The 19,886-nt window shown below is 69.1% G+C and carries 19 protein-coding genes; 6 read left to right on the top strand and 13 right to left on the bottom strand.

Features of this window, described 5'->3' with window-relative positions; translation table 11 throughout:
* Positions 1–69 precede the first annotated feature (69 nt).
* Positions 70–480: an azurin gene (azu, locus tag ACO6VK_RS00220; protein WP_422504906.1), complete on the bottom strand. Its 411-nt coding sequence runs from the start codon at positions 478–480 to the stop codon at positions 70–72.
* A gap of 161 nt (positions 481–641) precedes the next feature.
* Here azu and ACO6VK_RS00215 point away from each other — a divergent pair, with 161 nt between their 5' ends.
* Positions 642–1,256, top strand: a complete 615-nt coding sequence (locus tag ACO6VK_RS00215; RefSeq protein WP_422504904.1) for an HAD-IA family hydrolase — start codon at positions 642–644, stop codon at positions 1,254–1,256.
* Positions 1,257–1,279: 23 nt separating this feature from the next.
* Here ACO6VK_RS00215 and ACO6VK_RS00210 read toward each other — a convergent pair whose 3' ends face one another.
* Entirely contained in the window at positions 1,280–2,509 is a 1,230-nt protein-coding gene (locus ACO6VK_RS00210; protein ID WP_422504905.1) for an acetylornithine transaminase, read from the bottom strand.
* A gap of 65 nt (positions 2,510–2,574) precedes the next feature.
* Between ACO6VK_RS00210 and ACO6VK_RS00205 the strand changes: the two genes are divergently transcribed.
* Positions 2,575–3,447 (top strand): ion transporter, encoded by an 873-nt coding sequence (locus tag ACO6VK_RS00205; protein WP_422504903.1) that lies wholly within the window; start codon positions 2,575–2,577, stop codon positions 3,445–3,447.
* 37 nt (positions 3,448–3,484) lie between these two features.
* On the opposite strand, the gene ACO6VK_RS00200 is transcribed toward ACO6VK_RS00205, so the two are convergent.
* From ACO6VK_RS00200 to ACO6VK_RS00190, 3 genes are all read right to left on the bottom strand, one after another.
* On the bottom strand, positions 3,485–4,402 hold the full coding sequence (locus tag ACO6VK_RS00200) for a YiiG family protein (RefSeq protein ID WP_422504902.1): 918 nt from the start codon (positions 4,400–4,402) through the stop codon (positions 3,485–3,487).
* A gap of 123 nt (positions 4,403–4,525) precedes the next feature.
* Positions 4,526–5,344 carry an SDR family oxidoreductase gene (locus ACO6VK_RS00195; RefSeq protein WP_422504901.1) on the bottom strand — a complete coding sequence of 273 codons (819 nt, stop codon included), beginning with the start codon at positions 5,342–5,344 and terminating at the stop codon, positions 4,526–4,528.
* 75 nt (positions 5,345–5,419) lie between these two features.
* A complete protein-coding gene (locus ACO6VK_RS00190; protein ID WP_422504900.1) occupies positions 5,420–6,076 on the bottom strand; it encodes a phosphotransferase in 657 nt (218 codons plus the stop codon).
* A gap of 111 nt (positions 6,077–6,187) precedes the next feature.
* On the opposite strand from ACO6VK_RS00190, the gene ACO6VK_RS00185 reads away from it, so the two are divergent.
* On the top strand, positions 6,188–8,182 hold the full coding sequence (locus tag ACO6VK_RS00185) for a VTT domain-containing protein (RefSeq protein ID WP_422504899.1): 1,995 nt from the start codon (positions 6,188–6,190) through the stop codon (positions 8,180–8,182).
* Positions 8,183–8,214: 32 nt separating this feature from the next.
* Here the strand turns inward: ACO6VK_RS00185 and ACO6VK_RS00180 are convergent, their stop codons facing one another.
* From ACO6VK_RS00180 to ACO6VK_RS00170, 3 genes are all read right to left on the bottom strand, one after another.
* Complete coding sequence (locus ACO6VK_RS00180) at positions 8,215–8,796, bottom strand: LON peptidase substrate-binding domain-containing protein (RefSeq protein ID WP_422504898.1); 582 nt, start codon at positions 8,794–8,796, stop codon at positions 8,215–8,217.
* 6 nt (positions 8,797–8,802) lie between these two features.
* Positions 8,803–10,167 (bottom strand): UDP-N-acetylmuramate:L-alanyl-gamma-D-glutamyl-meso-diaminopimelate ligase, encoded by a 1,365-nt coding sequence (gene mpl, locus ACO6VK_RS00175; RefSeq protein WP_422504897.1) that lies wholly within the window; start codon positions 10,165–10,167, stop codon positions 8,803–8,805.
* Between the two features lie 348 nt (positions 10,168–10,515).
* Positions 10,516–11,079 (bottom strand): adenylate kinase, encoded by a 564-nt coding sequence (locus tag ACO6VK_RS00170; RefSeq protein WP_422504896.1) that lies wholly within the window; start codon positions 11,077–11,079, stop codon positions 10,516–10,518.
* Between the two features lie 141 nt (positions 11,080–11,220).
* Here ACO6VK_RS00170 and ACO6VK_RS00165 point away from each other — a divergent pair, with 141 nt between their 5' ends.
* Both ACO6VK_RS00165 and ACO6VK_RS00160 read left to right on the top strand, forming a co-directional pair.
* Positions 11,221–12,480, top strand: a complete 1,260-nt coding sequence (locus ACO6VK_RS00165; RefSeq protein WP_422504895.1) for a 6-phosphofructokinase — start codon at positions 11,221–11,223, stop codon at positions 12,478–12,480.
* 139 nt (positions 12,481–12,619) lie between these two features.
* Complete coding sequence (locus ACO6VK_RS00160; RefSeq protein WP_422504894.1) at positions 12,620–13,417, top strand: OB-fold protein; 798 nt, start codon at positions 12,620–12,622, stop codon at positions 13,415–13,417.
* 1,251 nt (positions 13,418–14,668) lie between these two features.
* On the opposite strand, the gene ACO6VK_RS00155 is transcribed toward ACO6VK_RS00160, so the two are convergent.
* Entirely contained in the window at positions 14,669–15,172 is a 504-nt protein-coding gene (locus tag ACO6VK_RS00155; protein ID WP_422504893.1) for a hypothetical protein, read from the bottom strand.
* A gap of 326 nt (positions 15,173–15,498) precedes the next feature.
* Here ACO6VK_RS00155 and ACO6VK_RS00150 point away from each other — a divergent pair, with 326 nt between their 5' ends.
* Positions 15,499–17,526 (top strand): sodium-translocating pyrophosphatase, encoded by a 2,028-nt coding sequence (locus ACO6VK_RS00150; RefSeq protein WP_422504892.1) that lies wholly within the window; start codon positions 15,499–15,501, stop codon positions 17,524–17,526.
* Here ACO6VK_RS00150 and ACO6VK_RS00145 read toward each other — a convergent pair whose 3' ends face one another.
* Genes ACO6VK_RS00145 through ACO6VK_RS00130 form a run of 4 tightly spaced genes read right to left on the bottom strand, consistent with a single transcriptional unit; the run spans position 17,527 to position 19,879 of the window.
* Positions 17,527–18,264 (bottom strand): energy transducer TonB, encoded by a 738-nt coding sequence (locus tag ACO6VK_RS00145; protein WP_422504891.1) that lies wholly within the window; start codon positions 18,262–18,264, stop codon positions 17,527–17,529. It lies immediately after the preceding gene.
* Positions 18,261–18,686: a TonB system transport protein ExbD gene (gene exbD / locus ACO6VK_RS00140; RefSeq protein WP_422504890.1), complete on the bottom strand. Its 426-nt coding sequence runs from the start codon at positions 18,684–18,686 to the stop codon at positions 18,261–18,263. The genes ACO6VK_RS00145 and exbD overlap by 4 nt, the downstream gene beginning before the upstream one ends.
* 10 nt (positions 18,687–18,696) lie before the next feature.
* Positions 18,697–19,431, bottom strand: coding sequence for a tonB-system energizer ExbB (gene exbB / locus ACO6VK_RS00135; RefSeq protein ID WP_422504889.1), 735 nt, complete (start codon positions 19,429–19,431; stop codon positions 18,697–18,699).
* Entirely contained in the window at positions 19,415–19,879 is a 465-nt protein-coding gene (locus ACO6VK_RS00130; protein ID WP_422504888.1) for a YbaN family protein, read from the bottom strand. Before ACO6VK_RS00130 ends, exbB begins: the two co-directional genes overlap by 17 nt.
* Positions 19,880–19,886 lie beyond the last annotated feature (7 nt).

The raw sequence follows: 19,886 nt of genomic DNA, 5'->3' as shown, positions 1-19,886 counted from the left end.
GCGGCTCTAAACAAAACAAATCCCCACCAACAAATGGTTGGTAACTACCGGCCGGTTTGTGTTCGGGCTTCACCCGAACACAAACCGACCCTTCATCATCGCGAAGTGGCCCGGGAACGAGCAGAAGAAGGTGTAGTCGCTGCCCTTGGTGAGCTTGGCGGTGGAGAAGGTGACGCTGGTGCTCTGTCCGCCCCCGATCACCGGGGTGTGCGCCAGCACGCGCGCGTCGCCCTTGGGCAGGTAGCTGTCGGCGAGCGTCATGCGCATGCCGGCCATCGCCACCGGCTGGTAATCGGCACTGCGGGTCAGCACCCAGTTGTGGCCCATCGCGGTGGCCGCCAGCCTGCCGGTGTGGCGCAGCGTCAGCTTGACCTGGCTGCAGTCCGCCGCGACCTTGATCTCCTTCTGGTTGAAGCTCATCTGATCGGTGCTGTCGAGGGTGACCGCGCAGACGCGGGCGTGGGCAGCCGGGGCCAGCATCAGGCCGGCGAACAACACGGGAACAAGCAGTTTCAAGGCGATCTCCAGTAAACGGTCCCCGCGATTCTAGGGGCCGCGTACACGGCCGACCTGCGACGCGATGTCGCAGCGCGCACCGTGGCTGGGGTACGGTCAGCATTGGACCTGGACGAGAGTGTGCGATGCCGTTTGCCGTGGACTGCCTGCTGCTGGATGTCGATGGCGTGCTGGTGCGCTACGCACGGCACCTGCGCGTACGCCACCTTGCCACCGCCTGCGGCTGCAGCGCGGCGCAGGTGCACGCCGCACTGTTCGACAGCGGACTCGACCGCCAGCACGACAGCGGGCTGGACAGCGCGGTGTATCTGGCACGCCTGGGCGAGGCGTTGGGCACGCCGGTCAGCGTGGCGCAGTGGCAGGCCGCACGCATCGCCGCCTCCGTTCCGCAGGCCGGGGTGATCGAGCGCGTGCAGCGCGTCGCACAGCGTCTGCCGATCGCGGTGCTGACCAACAACGGGGCGCTGATGGCCGACACCCTTCCGCGCCTGCTGCCGACCCTGGCCGACGCACTGCGCGGGCGCATCCTGTGCAGCGGCACGCTGGGGCAGCGCAAACCCGACCCGGCGGTATTCCGCCAGGCCACTGCCCTGCTCGGCGTACGGCCGGAGCGGACCCTGTTCGTGGACGATCTGTTCACCAACGTGCGCGGCGCGCGCGTGGCCGGGCTGCAGGCCGAAACGGCGGCCGACAGCCGCACGTTCGGCAAGGTCATGAAGCGCTACGGGCTCGGCGGTTGACCGGGCCCGCAACGTACGCCGGCTCAGCGCGACGCGATGTACGACTGGATGGCTGCGCGCAGGCGCTTGAGGCCTTCGGCGATTTCCTCGTCGGTGATGTTCAGCGAGGGCACGAAGCGCAGCACGTCCGGGCCGGCCTGCAGGGTCAGCAGTCCCTGGTCGGCGGCATGGTCCAGAATCGCGCCGGCCTGGCCGGCAAAATCGCGATCCAGCACGGCGCCCAGCATCAGGCCGCGGCCACGCACCTGGCTGAACACCTTGAACTCGTCGTTGATCCGGCCCAGGCCATCGCGCAGCGCCTGCGACTGGCGGCCCACGTTGTGCCCGATCTCTGCTGAGGACAGCTTGCGCAGCGCCACCCGGGCGACCGCCGCAGCCAGCGGGTTGCCGCCGAACGTGGTGCCGTGCGCGCCGAACTGCATGACCTCGGCAACCTTCGGGCCGGCCAGCATCGCCCCGATCGGGAACCCGCCGCCCAGCGCCTTGGCCAGGGTCACGATGTCCGGCTTGATGCCGTCCTGCCAGTGCGCGAACAGGGTGCCGGTGCGGCCCATGCCGACCTGGATCTCGTCCAGCACCATCAGCGCGCCATGCTGGTCGCAGAGGTCACGGATGCGCTGCATGAAGCCCGGCTTGGCCGGCATCACGCCGCCCTCGCCCTGGATCGGCTCCAGCATCACCGCCGCCACGTCGCCGGCGGCCATCGCGGTCTCCAGCTGCACGTCGTCGTTGAAATCCACATAGCGGAAGCCACCCGGCAACGGCTCGTAGCCTTCCTGGTACTTCGGCTGGGCGGTGGCGGTCACCGCCGCCAGCGTGCGGCCGTGGAAGCTGCCGCGGAAGGTGACGATGACGCGCTGGTGGGCCGGACGGCCCTGCGAGGACGCCCACTTGCGCACCAGCTTGATCGCCACTTCATTGGCTTCGGCGCCGGAATTGCACAGGAACACCCGCTCGGCGAAGCGCGAGGCGGTGACCAGTTCCTCGGCCAGGCGCAGCGGCGGCTCGCTGTAGAACACGTTGCTGGTATGCCAGAGCTTGCCGGCCTGCTCGATCAGCGCCGCGGTCAGGTCCGGGTCGTTGTGGCCCAGCCCGCACACGGCAATGCCGGCGGCCAGGTCGATGAACTCGCGGCCCTGGGTGTCCCACACGCGCGCGCCCTGGCCACGCTCGAGCACCACCTGGCGCGGTTTGTACACCGGCAGGTAGTAATGCGACAGGGACAACAGCGGATCGGGGGCGGCGGCAGTCATGGCGGTCAGGGGCATCGGGAAAGTCCCATTCTCGCGCTTCCGCCGGCTCAGGCACAATGCGGCCCATGCGACCGTTCAGCGCCCCCCAGCTCAATCCCGCCACCGAGACCGGCTGGCGCCGTCGCTGGTTCGACATCATCTACCGCCACGACACCCGGCCCTCGCGCAACTTCGACCTGCTGCTGGTCTACGCCATCATCGCCAGCGTACTGGTGGTGATGTTCGACAGCGTGCAGCGCTTCCACGTCGCCCACGCCGACTGGCTGTACGTGCTCGAATGGGGCTTCACGCTCCTGTTCACCGCCGAATACGTGCTGCGCCTGCTGGTGGTCAAACGGCCGCTGCGCTACGCGGTGAGCATCTGGGGGATCATCGACCTGGCCTCGATCCTGCCCACCTATCTGTCGCTGTTCATCCCCGGCGCGCAGAGCCTGCTGGTGGTGCGCGCCCTGCGCATCCTGCGCGTGTTCCGCATCCTCAAGCTGACCCGCTACATCGAGGAAAGCGGCATCCTGATGCAGTCGCTGTGGCGCAGCCGGCGCAAGATCCTGCTGTTCCTGTTCACGGTGGTGACCATCACCATCATCGCCGGCACCCTGATGTACGTGATCGAAGGGCCCAACCACGGCTTCACCAGCATCCCCAGCAGCATGTACTGGGCGGTGGTGACGATGGCCACGGTGGGCTTCGGCGACATCGTGCCGCAGACCGTACTCGGCCGCTTCGTCACCTCGGTGCTGATCCTGATCGGCTACAGCATCATCGCCGTGCCGACCGGCATCTACACCGCCGAACTGGCCAGCACCATGCGCGATGCCGAGCTGGCCGCACGCCGCGACGCGCGCGGCTGCCCGCACTGCGGGCTGGAAGGACACGAGCCCGATGCGCGGCATTGCCGGCGCTGCGGGCACGCGCTGCCGGAGGCGTTCAACCAGTAGTGGTCAGCAGCGGACGGCGATCTGCGCGCGCACCGCGTTAGTGGGTCGTGCGATTGCTCATTTCCGCCAGATCGTTGTAGCTGGCCATCACCGCTTCGGCGGAGCCCTGCAGGTTGTCCGGCTGGCTACTCCCCTGCATCACCCTCTGCCCGCCGCGGGTAGGCGGCGTCCCGGTCTGCACGCGCTCGATGCGGCGCTGGGCGTCGCGTTCCAGCGCATCGGCAGCACGCACAACCTGCCCCCACATCGCATCACCGTTGCCAACCGTGTCGTCCTGCGCCTGCCGCAACTGCGCCTGGAAGGCGGTCAGCTGTGTGCGAGCACCATCCAGATCCGGCGCATCCGCGGCGAGCAGCCGGGTCAGCTGCTGGCCTTCGCTCACGATCCTGAGCCGGTGATACGCCAGCGAGCGACCTTCCGCGGCTTCAATGGCCTTCAGCTGCGCCATGCGGCTGTCGTCCTCGCGCTTTTCCAGCGCGGCATTCATCGCCCTGGCCGCGGCGAAGAACGCCCCGTAGGCCTGCATCAACGGTGCGTGGTGGCCGCGCATGCCGACACCGTTGTCCTGCCGGTAGTCCTCACGCTGGTAGTACCGATCGGCCTGTTCGATGACGCCATACAGGTCTTCGAAGGAAGCCTGGTAGGCACGGGCCGGCGCGTCCAGGTGGGGATCGGCCGGCACCATCGCCAGCGCAGCGACCATCGGAGCGGCGCACGGCTTCGCGTGATGGGCCAGAACCGTCCCGGGGCCGCGAACCTGCGTCTCCCGTCCGGTCGGGCCGGCCTCGGCGTCCTGCATCCAGCCGGTGTACTGCGCGAAGCTGTCCAGAATCGGCTGCCCCACGGCGTTGAAGCACGCGATATAGGCGTTGGCCTTCTGGACGCCCCGCGCTTCGGCGGTAGGGGAATCGACTTTTCCACAGGCGCCGAGCAGGCCGACGACGACAGCGGCCACGGCGAGGGCGGCATTTCGATCAACAGGAAACATCTGAAGGACCGGCAAGCAGGGGGCGCGCACGGTATCAACCGCGCGTCATCTGCTTGCCGATGGCGTCACACCCTGACGCCCGCGTCTCGCTCAGTCCAGGAACAGGTCCGGCAGCAGCGGGCGCGACGGGTCCACCGCGTAGCGGCCCAGGTCGGTGATGCCGGCCTGCGCCAGCACTTCATCATCGAGCAGGAACTGCCCGCTGAAACCGGCCGCCTCGCGGGTCAGTACGGCGTGCGCGGCGTCGGCCAGGATCTCCGGGGTGCGGCAGCCGGCACTGTCTACGCCGGGAATCATGTTGATCGCATCGGTGGCGATGATCGTACGCGGCCACAGCGCATTCACTGCCACGCCCTGCGGCCCGAACTCGGCGGCCAGGCCCAGCGTGACGAAGCTCATGCCCATCTTGGCCAGCGTGTAGCCGGTATGCGGGCCCCACCATTTCGGGTCGAGGCTGGGGGGCGGCGCCAGGGTCAGGATGTGCGGATTGGGCGCCTGCAGCAGGTGCGGCAGGCAGGCCTGCGCGCACAGGAAGCTGCCGCGCGAATTGACCTGCTGCATCAGGTCGAACCGCTTCATCGGCGTGTCGAGCGTGCCGCGCAGCCAGATCGCGCTGGCGTTGTTGACCAGGATGTCGATGCCGCCGAACGTGTCGACGGTGGCGGCCACCGCCGCGCGCACCTGGTCTTCCTCGCGGATGTCGCACTGCAGGGCCAGCGCCTGGCCGCCGGCGGCGGTCACGGCGGCGGCGGCGCTGTGGATGGTGCCGGGCAGCTTCGGATTGGGCACCGCCGACTTGGCTGCGATGGCCACGTTGGCGCCGTCGCGTGCCGCGCGCAGGGCGATGGCCAGGCCGATGCCGCGCGAGGCGCCGGTGATGAACAGGGTCTTGCCTTGCAGACTGGCCATGCGGACGTCCTCGAAGCGGTTGCGTGGACCGGCATTATGCCGCGCGCGCCGCATCGCGACGCGCGTGTGGCGACATCACGGCTTGGGTCCCTGCCCTTCGTTGTCTTCCCAGTGCAGGAGGCGGCGGGTGACGAAGCGGTACACCGGCTTGCCGGTACGGAACCACAGGTCGCGTACCCACGAATGCCGCGCGAGCACGCGCTGCTCCACCGGGGTCAGCGACGCGCCGCAGTACATGCGCTTGTGCTTGAGCAGGTGGCGCAGGTCCTCACGGGCCAGCAGCCGCATCCAGCGCGAGCGCGGATTGCCGATCACCGCCAGCTGGAAGTCGATGACCGCCGGTGAGCCGTCCTCGCGCACCAGCCAGTTGGCCTCCTTGGCCAGGTCGTTGTGCGCGACGCCGCGCCGATGGACCTGCTGCAGCAGCGCGCGCGCCGCGCGGAAGTACGCCAGGTCGCCGCGCGGCGGACGCTGGTACATCGCCTGCCCCGGCATGTAGCTGCGGTCCAGCTGCTGCCGGTTCGACGCCAGCAGCTGCGGCGTCGCCGCCAGCCCCTCCAGATGCCGCAGCGCGCGCGCTTCGCGCCGCGCCAGCGCGCGTGCGATCCCGCGCAGCCACCACGGGCCGGCGTGCAGATCACGACGGATGAAGCGGTGCCCGTCCTGCTCGACCAGCAGGATGCGGCCGAAGGTGTCGGACTTGAGCGCCTGCTGGGAGGGGGGCGTATTCACTGCGTCATTCTAGGCATGGCAGCGACCCATTCACGTCGATACGCGGCAGATCACGGCATTTCCCTGCTGCTGGCCGGCAATCAGTCACTTTCACACCCCTATAATCCCCGCATGGACTCGTCATGGATCGATGCCACGCTTGCGTGGATCGCAGCTCACCCCGTGCTTGCCGGCGCGGTCATTTTCCTTATCGCCTTCTGCGATGCGGTCATCGTGCTGGGCGCGATCGTGCCCGCGTTGCCGCTGCTGTTCGCCGTGGGCGTCTTCATCGGCCTGGGCCAGATCTCCGGGCCGTACGCGGTGGCGTGCGCGGCGCTGGGTGCGTTCGCCGGTGACGGCATCAGCTACTGGATCGGGCGTCGCTGGGGCGACCGGTTGCGCGGCTTCTGGCCCTTCAGCAAATACCCGCAGCTGCTGGACCGCGGCGAGACGATGTTCCGCCGCAATGCCTTCAAGAGCATCCTGGTGGCGCGCTACGTCGGTGCGATCCGCCCGTTCGTGCCCGCCATCGCCGGCATGCTGAAGATGCCGCTGTCGCGCTACATCCAGGCCAGCGGTATCGCCAGCCTGTCCTGGGCGGTGCTGTTCCTGGCGCCGGGCTGGGTGCTCGGCGAGGCCTATGACGCCGTGGCCGCCGTCGCCGGGCGGCTGGTGATGGTGCTTGCCCTGCTGGGCGTGATCATGGGCCTGGTGTGGGCGATCGTGCTGTACGGCTACCGCTGGTCGGCCGCGCGCATGGACAGCTGGCTGGCCGCGCTGCTGCGCTGGTCGCAGCGCCACCCCACCCTGGGCCGCTATTCGGTGTCGGTGCTGGACCCGCAGCGCCGCGAGTCGGTGCCGCTGGCCATGCTGGCGCTGATGCTGCTGTTGTTGGGCTGGTGCTGGTTCGCCCTGCTGATGGCGGTGGTCGCGCATGGCGAACCGCTCGCCCTCGACCTGGCCGTGCACCAGGCCATGCTGGCACTGCGCAATCCGCTGGCCGACTACCCGATGGCCGCATTGGCCTCGCTGGGCGCCTGGCCGGTGCTGGCACCGGCCACGGCGGCCGGCATGGGGTATCTGATCTGGCGCCGGCGCTGGATGGCGGCCGGCCACTGGCTGGCGGCGCTGGCCTTCGGCCTGGCCCTGACCAAGCTGCTGGGCGCCACCGTGCACGTGGTACGCCCGCCGGATGCCAGCAGCGGGTTCGGTTTCCCGTCGGTGTCGGTGACGATGGCCACCATCACCTTCGGCTTCTTCGCGGTGCTGATCGCGCGCGAGCTGCCCGGGCGCACACGCGTGTGGCCGTACCTGCTGTCCGGCGTGATCGTCAGCGTGATCGGCTTTGCCCGCCTGTACCTGGGCGCGCATTGGCTCAGCGACGTGATCGGCGGCATGCTGTTCGGCATCTTCTGGCTGCTGGTGCTGGGCATCGCCTACCGCCGCCGCTTCAACCGCTCGTTCTGGGTCAAGCCGGTGGCGTGGCTGTTCTACGGCACCTTCGCGGTGGCCGCGCTGTGGTACGCACCGCGCAACATTCCGGTGAAGCTGGCGCGGTTTGAACCGGCGCAGCCGGCGCCGGTGGATGTCGCGTCGTCGGCCTGGTGGCAGCAGGCGTGGCAGCAGCTGCCGGCACGCCGCAATGAATTCGACGATGACCAGCGCTGGCCGCTGGACGTGCAGGTGGCCGGGCCGCTGGCGCCGCTGCAGAAGCGTCTGGAGAGCCAGGGCTGGCGCGTGCAGCCGCAGGCCGGCTGGGAACAGGCCCTGCTGATGCTGGACAAGTCCGCCGGCCAGGAGCAGATCCCGGTGCTGCCGGCGACGTTGGACACCCAGGTGGAATCGCTGTTGATGCTGCGCGCGGGCAATGCGCCCAACGAGATCTTCGCGCTGCGTCTGTGGCCGGCGCCGGCCCGCCTGCAACCCGGCGACCAGCCGCTGTGGCTGGGCAGTGCGCAGACCCTGCACTACCAGCGGCACTTCAACCTGATCGGGATGTGGCGGCCGATGCGCGGCATCGACCCGTCGCTGAATGCCGTGCGTGAGGCGCTGGACGGCCTGCCGCAGCAGGTCTCCACCCATCCGGAAACACAGATGCCGGTGCTGCGGGTCAAGACCACCCCGTAACGCCGGGATCTACCCGGCGCTGGTGCCCGCGCCTACGCGGGTATCCAGCGCAGCAGGTCCTGCAGGCGCTGGTGCGGGTCGTCCTGCTGCAGCAGCTGCAGCCGCTGGGGTTCCTGCAGCGGCAGCAGCTCGGCGAGCCGCCAGCCCACCCATGCGGCCTGGTCAAGCTGCCCCGGGTGCACCGGGGCGAATGCCGCCCCCGCCTGTTCGATGATGTGTTCCAGCACGGTGGCCAGCAGCGCGTGTTCGGGGCGCAGCTCGTCGTCGTGATCGGGCGGGCTCCACTGCACGTCGGCCAGCACCAGGCCGTTGTCACGCACGCGCGTACGCAGCACATGGAACCGGCGCTGGCCGCGCAGGCGCAGTACCAGCACGCCATCGGCGCCCACGTCGAAATCCTCGATGCGCGCTTCCACGCCGTAGGCCGCCGGCACGGCCGGGCCACCGACCTCATCGCCGTCCAGGATCAGGCACACGCCGAAGGTGGAATCCTGCCGGCCGCAGTCGCGCAGCATGTCCAGGTAGCGGCGCTCGAACACCCGCAGCCCGAGCGCGGCGCCGGGCAGCAGCACGGCCTGCAGGGGAAACAGCGGCAGGGACGCAGTCTCGGTCATGGCCGATTACGATGCCTGCAGCTGCGCCAGGAAGCGGCGCGGCGCGCCGTCGAAGCCGCCGTTGGACATGAACACCACGTGGTCGCCCGGTACCACCACCGTGCCCAACCGGGCCAGCAGCGCATCGGTATCGGGCACCGCGTGCGCGTCGCCGCGCACCGCCGCGATCACCGCGACTGCATCCCAGGCCAGTTCGGGGCGGTGCAGGAACACCACCGCATCGGCCAGGTCCAGCGAGGGCGCCAGCGCCTGCGCGTGCGCGCCCAGGCGCATGGAATTGCTGCGCGGCTCCATCGCCACCACGATGCGGGCATCGCCCACCTTGGCGCGCAGGCCTTCCAGGGTGGTGTGGATGGCGGTGGGATGGTGCGCGAAGTCGTCGTAGATGGTCACGCCATCGGCGCTGCCGATCACTTCCATGCGGCGCTTGACGCTGCGGAACGTCGCCAGCGCCGGGATCACCTGTGCCGGGTCGACGCCCACCGCATGCGCGGCGGCCAGTGCGGCCAGCCCGTTGAGCACGTTGTGGCGGCCCAGCAGCGACCACTGCACCTCGCCCACGTCCACGCCCCGGTGTGCAACGCGGAAGCGGCTGCCGTCGGCATGCACCAGCGCAGCGCTCCACTCCAGCGCCGGATCGAAGCCGAAACGCTCCACCGGTGTCCAGCAGCCCATCGCCAGCACCTCGGCCAGGCGCGCGTCCTCGCCATTGACGATCAGCCGCCCGCGCGCCGGCACGGTCCGCACCAGATGGTGGAACTGGCGCTGGATCGCAGCGACGTCGGGGAAGATGTCGGCGTGGTCGAATTCAAGATTGTTGAGGATCGCCACCAGCGGCCGGTAGTGGACGAACTTGCTGCGCTTGTCGAAGAAGGCGGTGTCGTATTCGTCGGCTTCGACCACGAACTCGCGTCCGCTGCCCAACCGCGCGGACACGCCGAAGTCTTCGGCCACGCCCCCGATCAGGAAGCCCGGCTCACGGCCGGCGGCCTGCAGCAGCCAGGTCAGGATGGTGGTGGTGGTGGTCTTGCCGTGCGTACCGGCCACGGCCAGCGTGTCGCGGCCCGGCAGCACCTGCTCGGACAGCCACTGCGCACCGGAGATATAGCGCTGGCCGGCGTCGAGGACCGCTTCCACCGCCGGATTGCCACGCGACAGTGCATTGCCGACCACCACCGCGTCGCAGTCGGGGCCGACGCTGTCGGCGCGATAGCCGGGGTCGAGGGTGATGCCCAGCTGTTCGAGCTGGGTGGACATCGGCGGATAGATCGCCTGGTCGCTGCCACGGACCGTCAGGCCCTGTTCGCGTGCCAACGCGGCGACGCCGCCCATGAAAGTGCCTGCAATGCCCAGGATATGTATCGTGCTCATGCGCTCGATTGTCGCCGATCACTGTCGACGCGTGTGCGCGTCGTCAGACAAGTCCTACAAAGACTGTGAGAAAAATCCACAGTGATGTCGGGGAATTCCCGATAGCCAACTAGTGTGAACACGGACACAATTCAGGTTGCCAGCCGTAGTACCCCATTGGTCCTACTCCCCAAGAGGCCATCCCCAGGGGGGCTCATGCTGCGGGGCCCTGAGCAAGCCCGCCAGCTGGCGCCTTAACAGCAGACACGCCTGGTCCCTTCGGGGACCGGGCGTGCCTGTTTCCGGGGCCGGCGCGGCCGGCTGCACCGATCCCGTACCGCAGGCGCTGCCGAAGCAGCGCCCACGCGATCAGCCCTGGATCGCCGCGCGGATGCGCGCTTCCACGTCGTCCAGCTCACCCACGCCATCAACGCGGGCCAGCGTGCCGCGGCCGGCATAGAAATCCACCACCGGCGCGGTCTGGTCGTTGTAGACCTGCAGGCGCTGGCGCACCGATTCGGGATTGTCGTCGGCGCGGCCCTGTTCGGCGGCACGGCCGGCGATGCGCTCGACCAGCAGTTCGGTCGGCACGTCCAGCTGCACCACCGCGTCCAGCGGCTGGCCGATCTTGGCCAGCAGGGTATCCAGCGCGTTGGCCTGGGCCACGTTGCGCGGGTAGCCGTCCAGGATGAACCCGTTGGCGACGTCGTCCTGGCCCAGGCGCGATTCCAGCATGCCCAGCAGGATGTCGTCGGACACCAGGTTGCCGGCGTCCATCACGGCCTTGGCCTGCTTGCCCAGCTCGGTACCGGCCGCCACTTCGGCACGCAGCAGGTCGCCGGTGGAAATGTGCGCAATCGCCAGCTGTTCCTTCAGGCGCGTCGCCTGTGTCCCCTTGCCCGAACCGGGCGGTCCCAACAGAACCAATCGCATCAACCTGACTCCAACTTGGTAAGAAATAGGAAGGGCGCGCGCCCCGGGAATGTCCACAATCACGCTGCACCGCAATACGCGCACTTTACCCCATCCGGGTAATGTCCCTGCAATGTCCTTCCCCCAGACCAAGGTCGACCCATGTCCAAAGGTACCCTGCTGTACGCCCAGTCGGGCGGCGTCACCGCCGTCATCAACGCCACCGCTTCGGCGGTCATCAGCACCGCCCGGGCCAAGGGAATCAAGGTGTTGGCCGCGCGCAACGGCATCCTTGGCGCACTGCGCGAAGAGCTGATCGACACCTCGAAGGAAAGCGCCGCCGCCATCGCCGCGCTGGCCCATACCCCGGGCGGGGCGTTCGGCTCGTGCCGCTACAAGCTGAAGTCGCTGGAGGCCGACCGGGCCAGGTACGAACGCCTGCTGGAGGTGCTGCGCGCGCACGACGTGCGCTGGTTCCTCTACAACGGCGGCAACGATTCGGCCGACACCGCCTGGAAGGTGTCCCAGCTGGCCAAGGCGTTCGACTACGACCTGACCTGCATCGGCGTGCCCAAGACCATCGACAACGATCTGGCGGTGACCGACACCTGCCCCGGCTTCGGGTCGGCCGCCAAGTACACCGCGGTGTCGGTGCGCGAGGCCGCGCTGGACGTGGCGGCGATGGCCGAGACCTCGACCAAGGTGTTCGTCTATGAGGCGATGGGCCGCCATGCCGGCTGGCTTGCCGCCGCGGCCGGACTGGCCGGCGACGGCCCCGACGATGCCCCGCACATCATCCTGCTGCCCGAACGCGCCTATGACGAAGCCGCGTTCCTGGCCAAGGTCAAGGCCGTGGTCGAACGCGTGGGCCACTGCGTGGTGGTGGCCTCCGAAGGCATCCAGACGGCGGACGGCCGCTTCGTGGCCGATGCCGGGGGCGGCAAGGATTCCTTCGGCCACACCCAGCTCGGTGGCGTGGCCTCACAGCTGGCCGCACGGGTCAAGGACGCGCTGGGCTACAAGGTGCATTGGACCCTGCCCGACTACCTGCAGCGCTCGGCCCGCCATATCGCCTCCAAGACCGACTGGGAACAGGCTCAGGCCGTCGGCAAGGCAGCGGTGCAGTTCGCGCTGAAAGGCCAGAACGCGGTGATGCCGGTGATCGTGCGCAGCAGCGACAGCCCCTACCGCTGGAAGATCGAGGCGGCCCCGCTGCACAAGGTGGCCAACCACGAGAAGAAGATGCCGGCCAGCTTCATCCGCAGGGATGGCTTCGGCATCACCGCCAAGGCGCGCGCCTACCTGTCGCCGCTGATCAAGGGCGAAGCCCCCCTGCCCTATGGGGCCGATGGCCTGCCCAAGTACGTGACGCTGAAGAACGTGGCGGTCCGGAAGAAGCTGGCGCCCTGGCAGGAAGGCTGATCCCGCGGCCCGGCGCCGAATGGGCATTTGCGACACCGGGGGGGCGGACCCTACAATCCGCCCCGCCAGCAAGGTCTGCTGGATCTCGCCCTAGCGACCCACCCTCCGCGCACCGCGGACGATGACAAGGACTGTACCGATGATGCGCCATCCCCTGTTTGCCGTACTGCTGCTCGCCGTGGCGGCACCTGCGTTCGCCGACACCTGCGAAAGCAGCTTCCAGAAGAAGGGCAACCCGCTGTCCGGCACCACCTACACCGCCTCGGTGACCGTGCCCGACCTGACCGTCAAAAGCGCGATCGGTCAGATGAACGTGATCGCCAAGGGCAACAACATGGACGTGCTGAGCGCCGACGCCGAGAACGGCGCGATGCTGATCGAAGATCCGCAGTCGGCCATGCACAAGACCATTCCGATCATCATCAGCGCCACCACCGAAGGCCGTACCGGCACCGTGGCGATGACGGTCAAGCTCAACCCGGGTGCCTTCGCCAAGGCCGATGCGATCCGCACCGAGATGTGCAAGATGCTGACCCAGGTCAAGCCCGGCAAGGCCGGCGAACAGTTCGCCGCGTCCGCGCCGAAGGCCTCGACGGTGAACATTTCCGCCTCCGACTTCGGCTTCCAGCTGCGTACCCAGAACAAGGACAACCCGGCCGCGATCGAACCGCGCTACCAGGGCAAGATCTATTCGATCACCGGCCGCGTCAACGGCGTGCTCAAGAGCGGTGGCACCTACAACACCGGCTTCGACATTCCCAGCAGCACCTCGGGCATCGACTTCGAAAGCGTGGCCATCACCTGCGCATTCGCACCGAGCCAGGCGGCGTTCGCGCTGGCCCTGCGCCCCCGCGAAAAGGTCACCCTGGTTGGCGTGGTCGACCACTACGACCAGATCGGCCGCGTGCTGTGGCTGAAGGACTGCAAGGGCAACTGAGCCCGCGCATCCCGGTGTGATACCCAAGCCCGGACCGGCCCTGCCGTCCGGGCTTTTTCATGGCCGCTTCCTTCCTGCACTGGACGGCCTGCGGGGGCTGGCCTCATGCTCCGCACACGATCCGGGTGGGGGTGGTGCCAACGCACTGCACCGGGTCGCCAACCGGCGGGGGCGGGTGCGCCCGCGTCATGCAACCAGGGGAAGGGAACCATGCGAAGAATGGTGTGCGCAGGCGCGCTGCTGCTCGTTGTCGGGCAGGCTGCGGCCAAGGAAAAGATGATCCCGCTGTCGGTGCAGGATGCGCAGGCACTGCGCGGGAAGACCGTGGCGCTGACGCTGCACGAGCCGCCCTCGTTCATGGCCATGACGGCCGGCAAGGCCTCGTTCGCCCTGTTCGGTGCGGCCGCGATGGCGAGTGCCGGCAACGAGCTGGTGCGGCAGAACGCGGTGCCCGACCCGGCCGGCCTGGTCCGCGACCAGTTGGGCGGTGCCCTGGCCCAGGCATACGGTGCGCAGCTGCTGCCGTTGGATGCCACCCCGACCAAGGCGGAAAAGCCTGCGGAGCTGGCCAACCTGCACCGCGATGCCGACTACGTGCTGGATGTGCGTTCGGGAGGCTGGAACTACGCCTACTTCGCCACGCAGTGGGGGCACTACTGGGTGGGGTACAGCGTGCAGGTGAAACTGGTGGAAACCAGCAGCAGCCGCGTGGTCTCGAACCTGGCGTGCGCGACCAACACCCTCAAGGACGGCGACGCGCCGACCCGCGAGGCCCTGCACGCCAACCAGGCGTCCCTGCTCAAGCACGTGACCGCCGCACTGGGCGCGCGCTGTGTGCAGTTGCTGGGCCGCGAGCAGTTCCAGCTGACCGCCGCGCAGATGCCGGTGTTGCCGCCCGCACTGGCCAACGTCCTGCGTCCCGGCAACGCGCCGGCAGAGCTGGCCGCGGCGGGCGACGCGCCCGCACCCGAGACGCAGCCGCTGCCGGTGGGCGAACCGCTGCCCGTCGCGGCACCGGCGATGACCGCTGCCGCCAACACGGCTGAGCAACCGGCGCCGGCCATCGGACATCAGCCCGCCGCACCCAGCGCCGCGCCGCCGACGACCATCGCGCCGGTTACGCCGGCCGCCGCCGCGCCGGCCACGGGGTCTGGTGGCACCAACTGGCGGCAGTGTGTGGCAAAGGGTGGCTTGGACGTGGGAAGGGGCCGTTTTGGAGGGCAGCGCATCGCCTGCAGACGCGTCACCCCATCAACGGCAGGCGTTGCCTTCCACCTTCATCTGCGCGGCGAACATCGGCACCGGCGCGATCTTGCCGGCGGCCGCCTGCTTCTTGGCGTCCTCCAGGTAGATCCGCGACTGCCCCTGGCCATCGAGTTCGGGCTTCTGCGCGACCGGCATGCGCCACACCCGTACCACCGCCTGCTGCGCCGGGCACGCCGCGCTCGGCACGCGGATCACGTCATTGAGCAGCCATCCCTTGGCCGCGCTGGGCTGCGCCTTGTCGAAATCAACGAAGCGCGCGCGCGGCTGGCACTGCTCGCTGGTACGCACCACGGCGAACCGGTAGGGCTGCGCGGCATCCCCGGTGAACACGCCTTCCAGCCGCGCGCAGGCTTCGGGAATCTGGCGCAGCGTGTGTGCGGCATTCACCGCCTGCGGGGCGCCGATGGCGCGCTGCAGTTCCGGGGTTTCAGCGGCGGACGCGGCCACGGCAGGCAGCAGGGCCAGCCAAAGCAGATGACGGGTGGACATGGCGATGCCTCCTTGGGAATCGGGAGAGGGTCGCTTGGCCAAGATGAATGGTGTGGCAAGGCGGGGCGACCGCACGCACGGCGCCGGCCGGCCCCACGGCCCTGATGCGGCGTTGAATGAGACCTGGAACGCATCCTGGCGCGTGCGTATGGCGATTTCTGCATTTTTCCCTGCATACTCGGGGGGCACCAGGATTGCTGAACAAAGCCACACGCTTGATGACCGGGCACGGTCTGAACGGGTTGGTCGTTAGCTTGCAGCCCGTTGTGCCCCGCGTGGTGAGGTTCATCCATCGACTGGATGCCATCCATCACCCGGGAGGGGACATGCTGGAACGTTACGGGCTTACTCTGGCGCTGATCTGCGCCATCCTCGCGATTCTCTACGGCATCGTGTCGGCACGCTGGATCCTCCGGCAACCGGCTGGCAATGCTCGCATGCAGGAAATCGCCGCCGCCATCCAGGAAGGCGCGCGCGCCTATCTCAACCGTCAGTACCTCACCATCGGCGTTGCCGGCATCGTGCTGTTCGTGCTGGTCGGGTTCTTCCTCAGCTGGTACACCGCGATCGGCTTCGCGATCGGCGCGGTGCTGTCCGGCGCGGCCGGCTACATCGGCATGAACGTGTCGGTGCGGGCCAATGTGCGCACCGCCGAAGCAGCCCGCAAGGGTCTCGGCGCGGCGATGGACGTTGCATTCCGCGGCGGCGCGATCACCGGCATGCTGGTGGTCGGACTGGGACTGCTGGGCGTGGCCGGCTACTACGCCCTGCTGCTGCGGCTCGGGCTGGATACCGCGCAGGCACTGCACGCGCTGGTCGGGCTGGCGTTCGGTTCGTCGCTGATCTCGATCTTCGCGCGGCTCGGCGGCGGCATCTTCACCAAGGGCGCCGACGTCGGTGCCGACCTGGTCGGCAAGGTCGAAGCCGGCATTCCCGAGGACGACCCGCGCAACCCCGCCGTCATTGCCGACAACGTCGGCGACAACGTCGGCGACTGCGCCGGCATGGCGGCCGACCTGTTCGAGACCTATGCGGTGACGGTGATCGCCACCATGCTGCTGGGCAGCCTGATGATCGCCGAGGCCGGCCGCAACGCGGTCCTGTACCCGCTGGTGCTGGGCGGGGTGTCGATCATCGCCTCGATCATCGGCGCACTGTTCGTCAAGGTGAAGCCGGGCGGTTCGATCATGGGCGCGCTGTACAAGGGCGTGATCGTGTCGGCGGTACTGGCCGCGATCGCCTTCTATCCGATCACCCTGCAGCTGATGCCGGACAACGCGCACGGCGCGTTGAACCTGTACTTCTGCGCGCTGATCGGGCTGGTGCTGACCGGGCTGATCGTGTGGATCACCGAGTACTACACCGGCACCCAGTACAAGCCGGTGCAGCATGTCGCGCAGGCGTCCACCACCGGGCACGGCACCAACATCATCGCCGGGCTCGGTGTATCGATGAAGTCGACCGCGCTACCGGTGATCGCGGTGTGCGGGGCAATCTGGCTGGCGCACTACTTCGGCGGGCTGTACGGCATCGCCATCGCCGCCACCGCGATGCTGTCGATGGCCGGCATGATCGTGGCCCTGGATGCCTACGGGCCGATCACCGACAACGCCGGCGGCATCGCCGAAATGGCCGAACTGCCGCCGGAGATCCGCAACATCACCGACCCGCTCGATGCGGTGGGCAACACCACCAAGGCGGTGACCAAGGGCTATGCGATCGGCTCGGCGGCGCTGGCGGCGCTGGTGCTGTTCGCCGACTACACGCACAACCTGCAGGCCGCCCATCCCGGCGAGATGTTCGCCTTCGATCTGTCCGACCACACGGTGATCATCGGCCTGCTGATCGGCGGCCTGATCCCCTACCTGTTCGGTGCGATGGCGATGGAGGCCGTCGGCCGCGCGGCCGGTGCGGTGGTGGAGGAAGTGCGCCGCCAGTTCCGCGACATCCCCGGCATCATGCAGGGAACCGGCAAGCCGCAGTACGACAAGGCAGTGGACATGCTGACCCGCTCGGCGATCCGCGAAATGATCCTGCCCTCGCTGCTGCCGGTGGCCGTACCGGTGGTGGTCGGCCTGCTGCTCGGGCCGCGCGCGCTGGGCGGCCTGCTGATCGGCACGATCGTGACCGGCCTGTTCGTGGCGATCTCGATGACCACCGGCGGCGGTGCCTGGGACAACGCCAAGAAGTACATCGAGGATGGCCACTTCGGCGGCAAGGGCAGCGAAGCGCACAAGGCCGCGGTCACCGGCGATACCGTCGGCGATCCGTACAAGGACACTGCCGGCCCGGCGATCAACCCGCTGATCAAGATCATCAACATCGTGGCCCTGCTGCTCGTCCCCCTGCTGTAGTCAGCGCCCGCGCAGGGAAAACGCCACCGGCACCATGACCTCCACCGGATCGCCGGGGAGGTCCGCCGGTGGCGGCGGCACCGGGTTGCCACGACGCACGGTGTCCAGCGTCTCGGCATCCAGCAGCGCATGGCCGCTGCTGGTGCCCAGTCGGATGTTGCTCGCATGCCCCTGCCTGTCCACCGAGAAGCGTACGTAGGCCACGCCCTGCTGGCGCAGCCGTTCGGCCTGTCGCGGATAGCGCCGGTGCTGCTCCAGATGACCCAGCAGCAGCCCCTGCCAGGTGACCTGCGCTGAGGTGCGCTGGCCGGACACGGTCTGCTGCCCGGCGTAGCGCCGCGCCGCCTGCGCCTGCACGTCCGGCGGCGCGAGCGTCTGGTCGACCTCGGCCTGGTCGGACGGGTCCTCGCGCTCGCGGGGTTTCTGCGGTTGCGGCGCCTGGCTGAGCGCGGCCTCCGGATCGGACGGCAGCACCAGCCGTGGCGGCGGCGTCGGGGTGGGCTGCGGGCGGTGCTGCTCCTGCTGGGCCGGCCCCGGCGGAATCTCGGTGGCCGCTGCGGGCGGCGCTTCGGCGGTCGGTGCCAGTTCGATAGCGATCGCTTCGGGCGGCAGCGCGATGGCCGGTGCCGGCGCCAGCGCGTGCCACCAGAGCACGCCGCCGATCAGTGCCGCATACACCGCGACCACGATGCCCAGGCTGATTGCCCAGGGCACCTGCATCTCATCGCGCCGCCTCATGGTGCCGGCTGTTCCAGGCCAACCAGCGCCACCTTGGTGTAGCCGGCACTGCGCAGCGCGTTGAGCGCCTGCATCAGCGCGTCATACGGCACGCCCTTGTCGGCACGCACGAAGACACGCTGCGCCGGGGTACCGTCGCCGGCGCGATCCAGCGCCGCCTTCAGCGCCCCGGCCTCCACGGCCGTGTCGTTGACGCTCCAGCGCAGGTCGTTCTGCACCGTCAGGTAGACCGGCTCGCTGTCGCGTGGCTGCGGGCGTGCGTTGCTGGCCGGCAGGTCCACCGGCAGATCGACCGTCGCCAGCGGTGCGGCAACCATGAAGATGATCAGCAGCACCAGCATGACGTCGATGAACGGGGTGACGTTGATCGCGTGGGTTTCCTCCAGCGTGTCCTCGTCGTGGCGGGCGGTACGCAGTGCCATGCTGGCCGCCTCAGCGCGCCGCCACGGCGGTGCCGCGGCGGTCGAGGTCGCGTGACACCAGCTGCTGCACGGCCGCGGAGACATCGCCCGCCAGCGCACGCAGTCCGGCCAGCACCCGCGCGAAATGGTTGTAGATCACCACGGCGGGAATCGCCGCGACCAGGCCGAGTGCGGTGGCCAGCAGCGCCTCGGCGATGCCCGGGGCGACCACGGCCAGGTTGGTGGTGTTGGCATCGGCGATGCCGATGAAGCTGTTCATGATGCCCCACACGGTGCCGAACAACCCCACGAACGGCGCGATCGCGCCGATGCTGGCCAGCAGGCCCACGCCGCTGCGCATCTGCCGCGCGTAGGCCAGCTCGATGCGCTCCAGCCGCGATCCGATGCGCTCCTTGATGCCAGCCGCGTCGGCGCCATCGCCGGACAGGCGCAGCTCGGTGCGCGCCGCCTCGATCAGGGCATGCGCCGCGCCCTGCCCCAGCACGGCATCCGCCGCTGCATCGGGCGCCGGCAGGTGGGCGGCGTTAAGCAGCAGCGCGCGCGCGGCACGCAACCGGCGCGCCTGCCGCGACAGCGCCCAGCCCTTGGCCAGCAGCACCGTCCAGGTGGCCACCGATGCGGCGGCCAGCAACAGCATCACCGCCTTGACCACCGCGTCGGCCGCCAGGTACATGCCCCACGGCGTGAGGTCGTGCGACAGCGCCGCGGCAGCGGCAGCGGCAGGAACATCAACAGGAAGCGTCATCGTCTGGATCTTCGTAAGGAGAGGATGCATCGGCGGCGCGCGCATCCTGCGCGGCGACGACCGGGGGAACCGACAGCGGTGCGGCATCCAGCCGGGGCGCCGGGCGGGACAGGACATACGCCGCGCTCACCGCGAAGAACAGTCCCACGCCGAGCAGCAGGCGCCACGAGGGTTGGGCACCCCAGCAGAACAGCGCAAAGCCCAGCGCCATGCCGCCGGCGGCGAACGCCTTGCCCTTGCCACTGACCGCGCCCTGCTCGCGCCACAGCCGCAGGGCCGGGCCGTAGCGCGGGTGATCGAGCAGGCGACGCTCGAAACGCGGCGAGCTGCGCGCGAAACAGCCGACCGCCAGGATCAGGAAGATGGTGGTGGGCATCACCGGCAGCAACGCGCCGATGACGCCGAGCGCCACCATCAACCACCCCAGGCAGAACCAGAGCCAGCGCATCAGGTCG

Source organism: Stenotrophomonas sp. GZD-301, assembly GCF_049310345.1.
Lineage (GTDB): Bacteria > Pseudomonadota > Gammaproteobacteria > Xanthomonadales > Xanthomonadaceae > Stenotrophomonas.
This window is presented reverse-complemented; position numbering and strand designations above follow the sequence as displayed.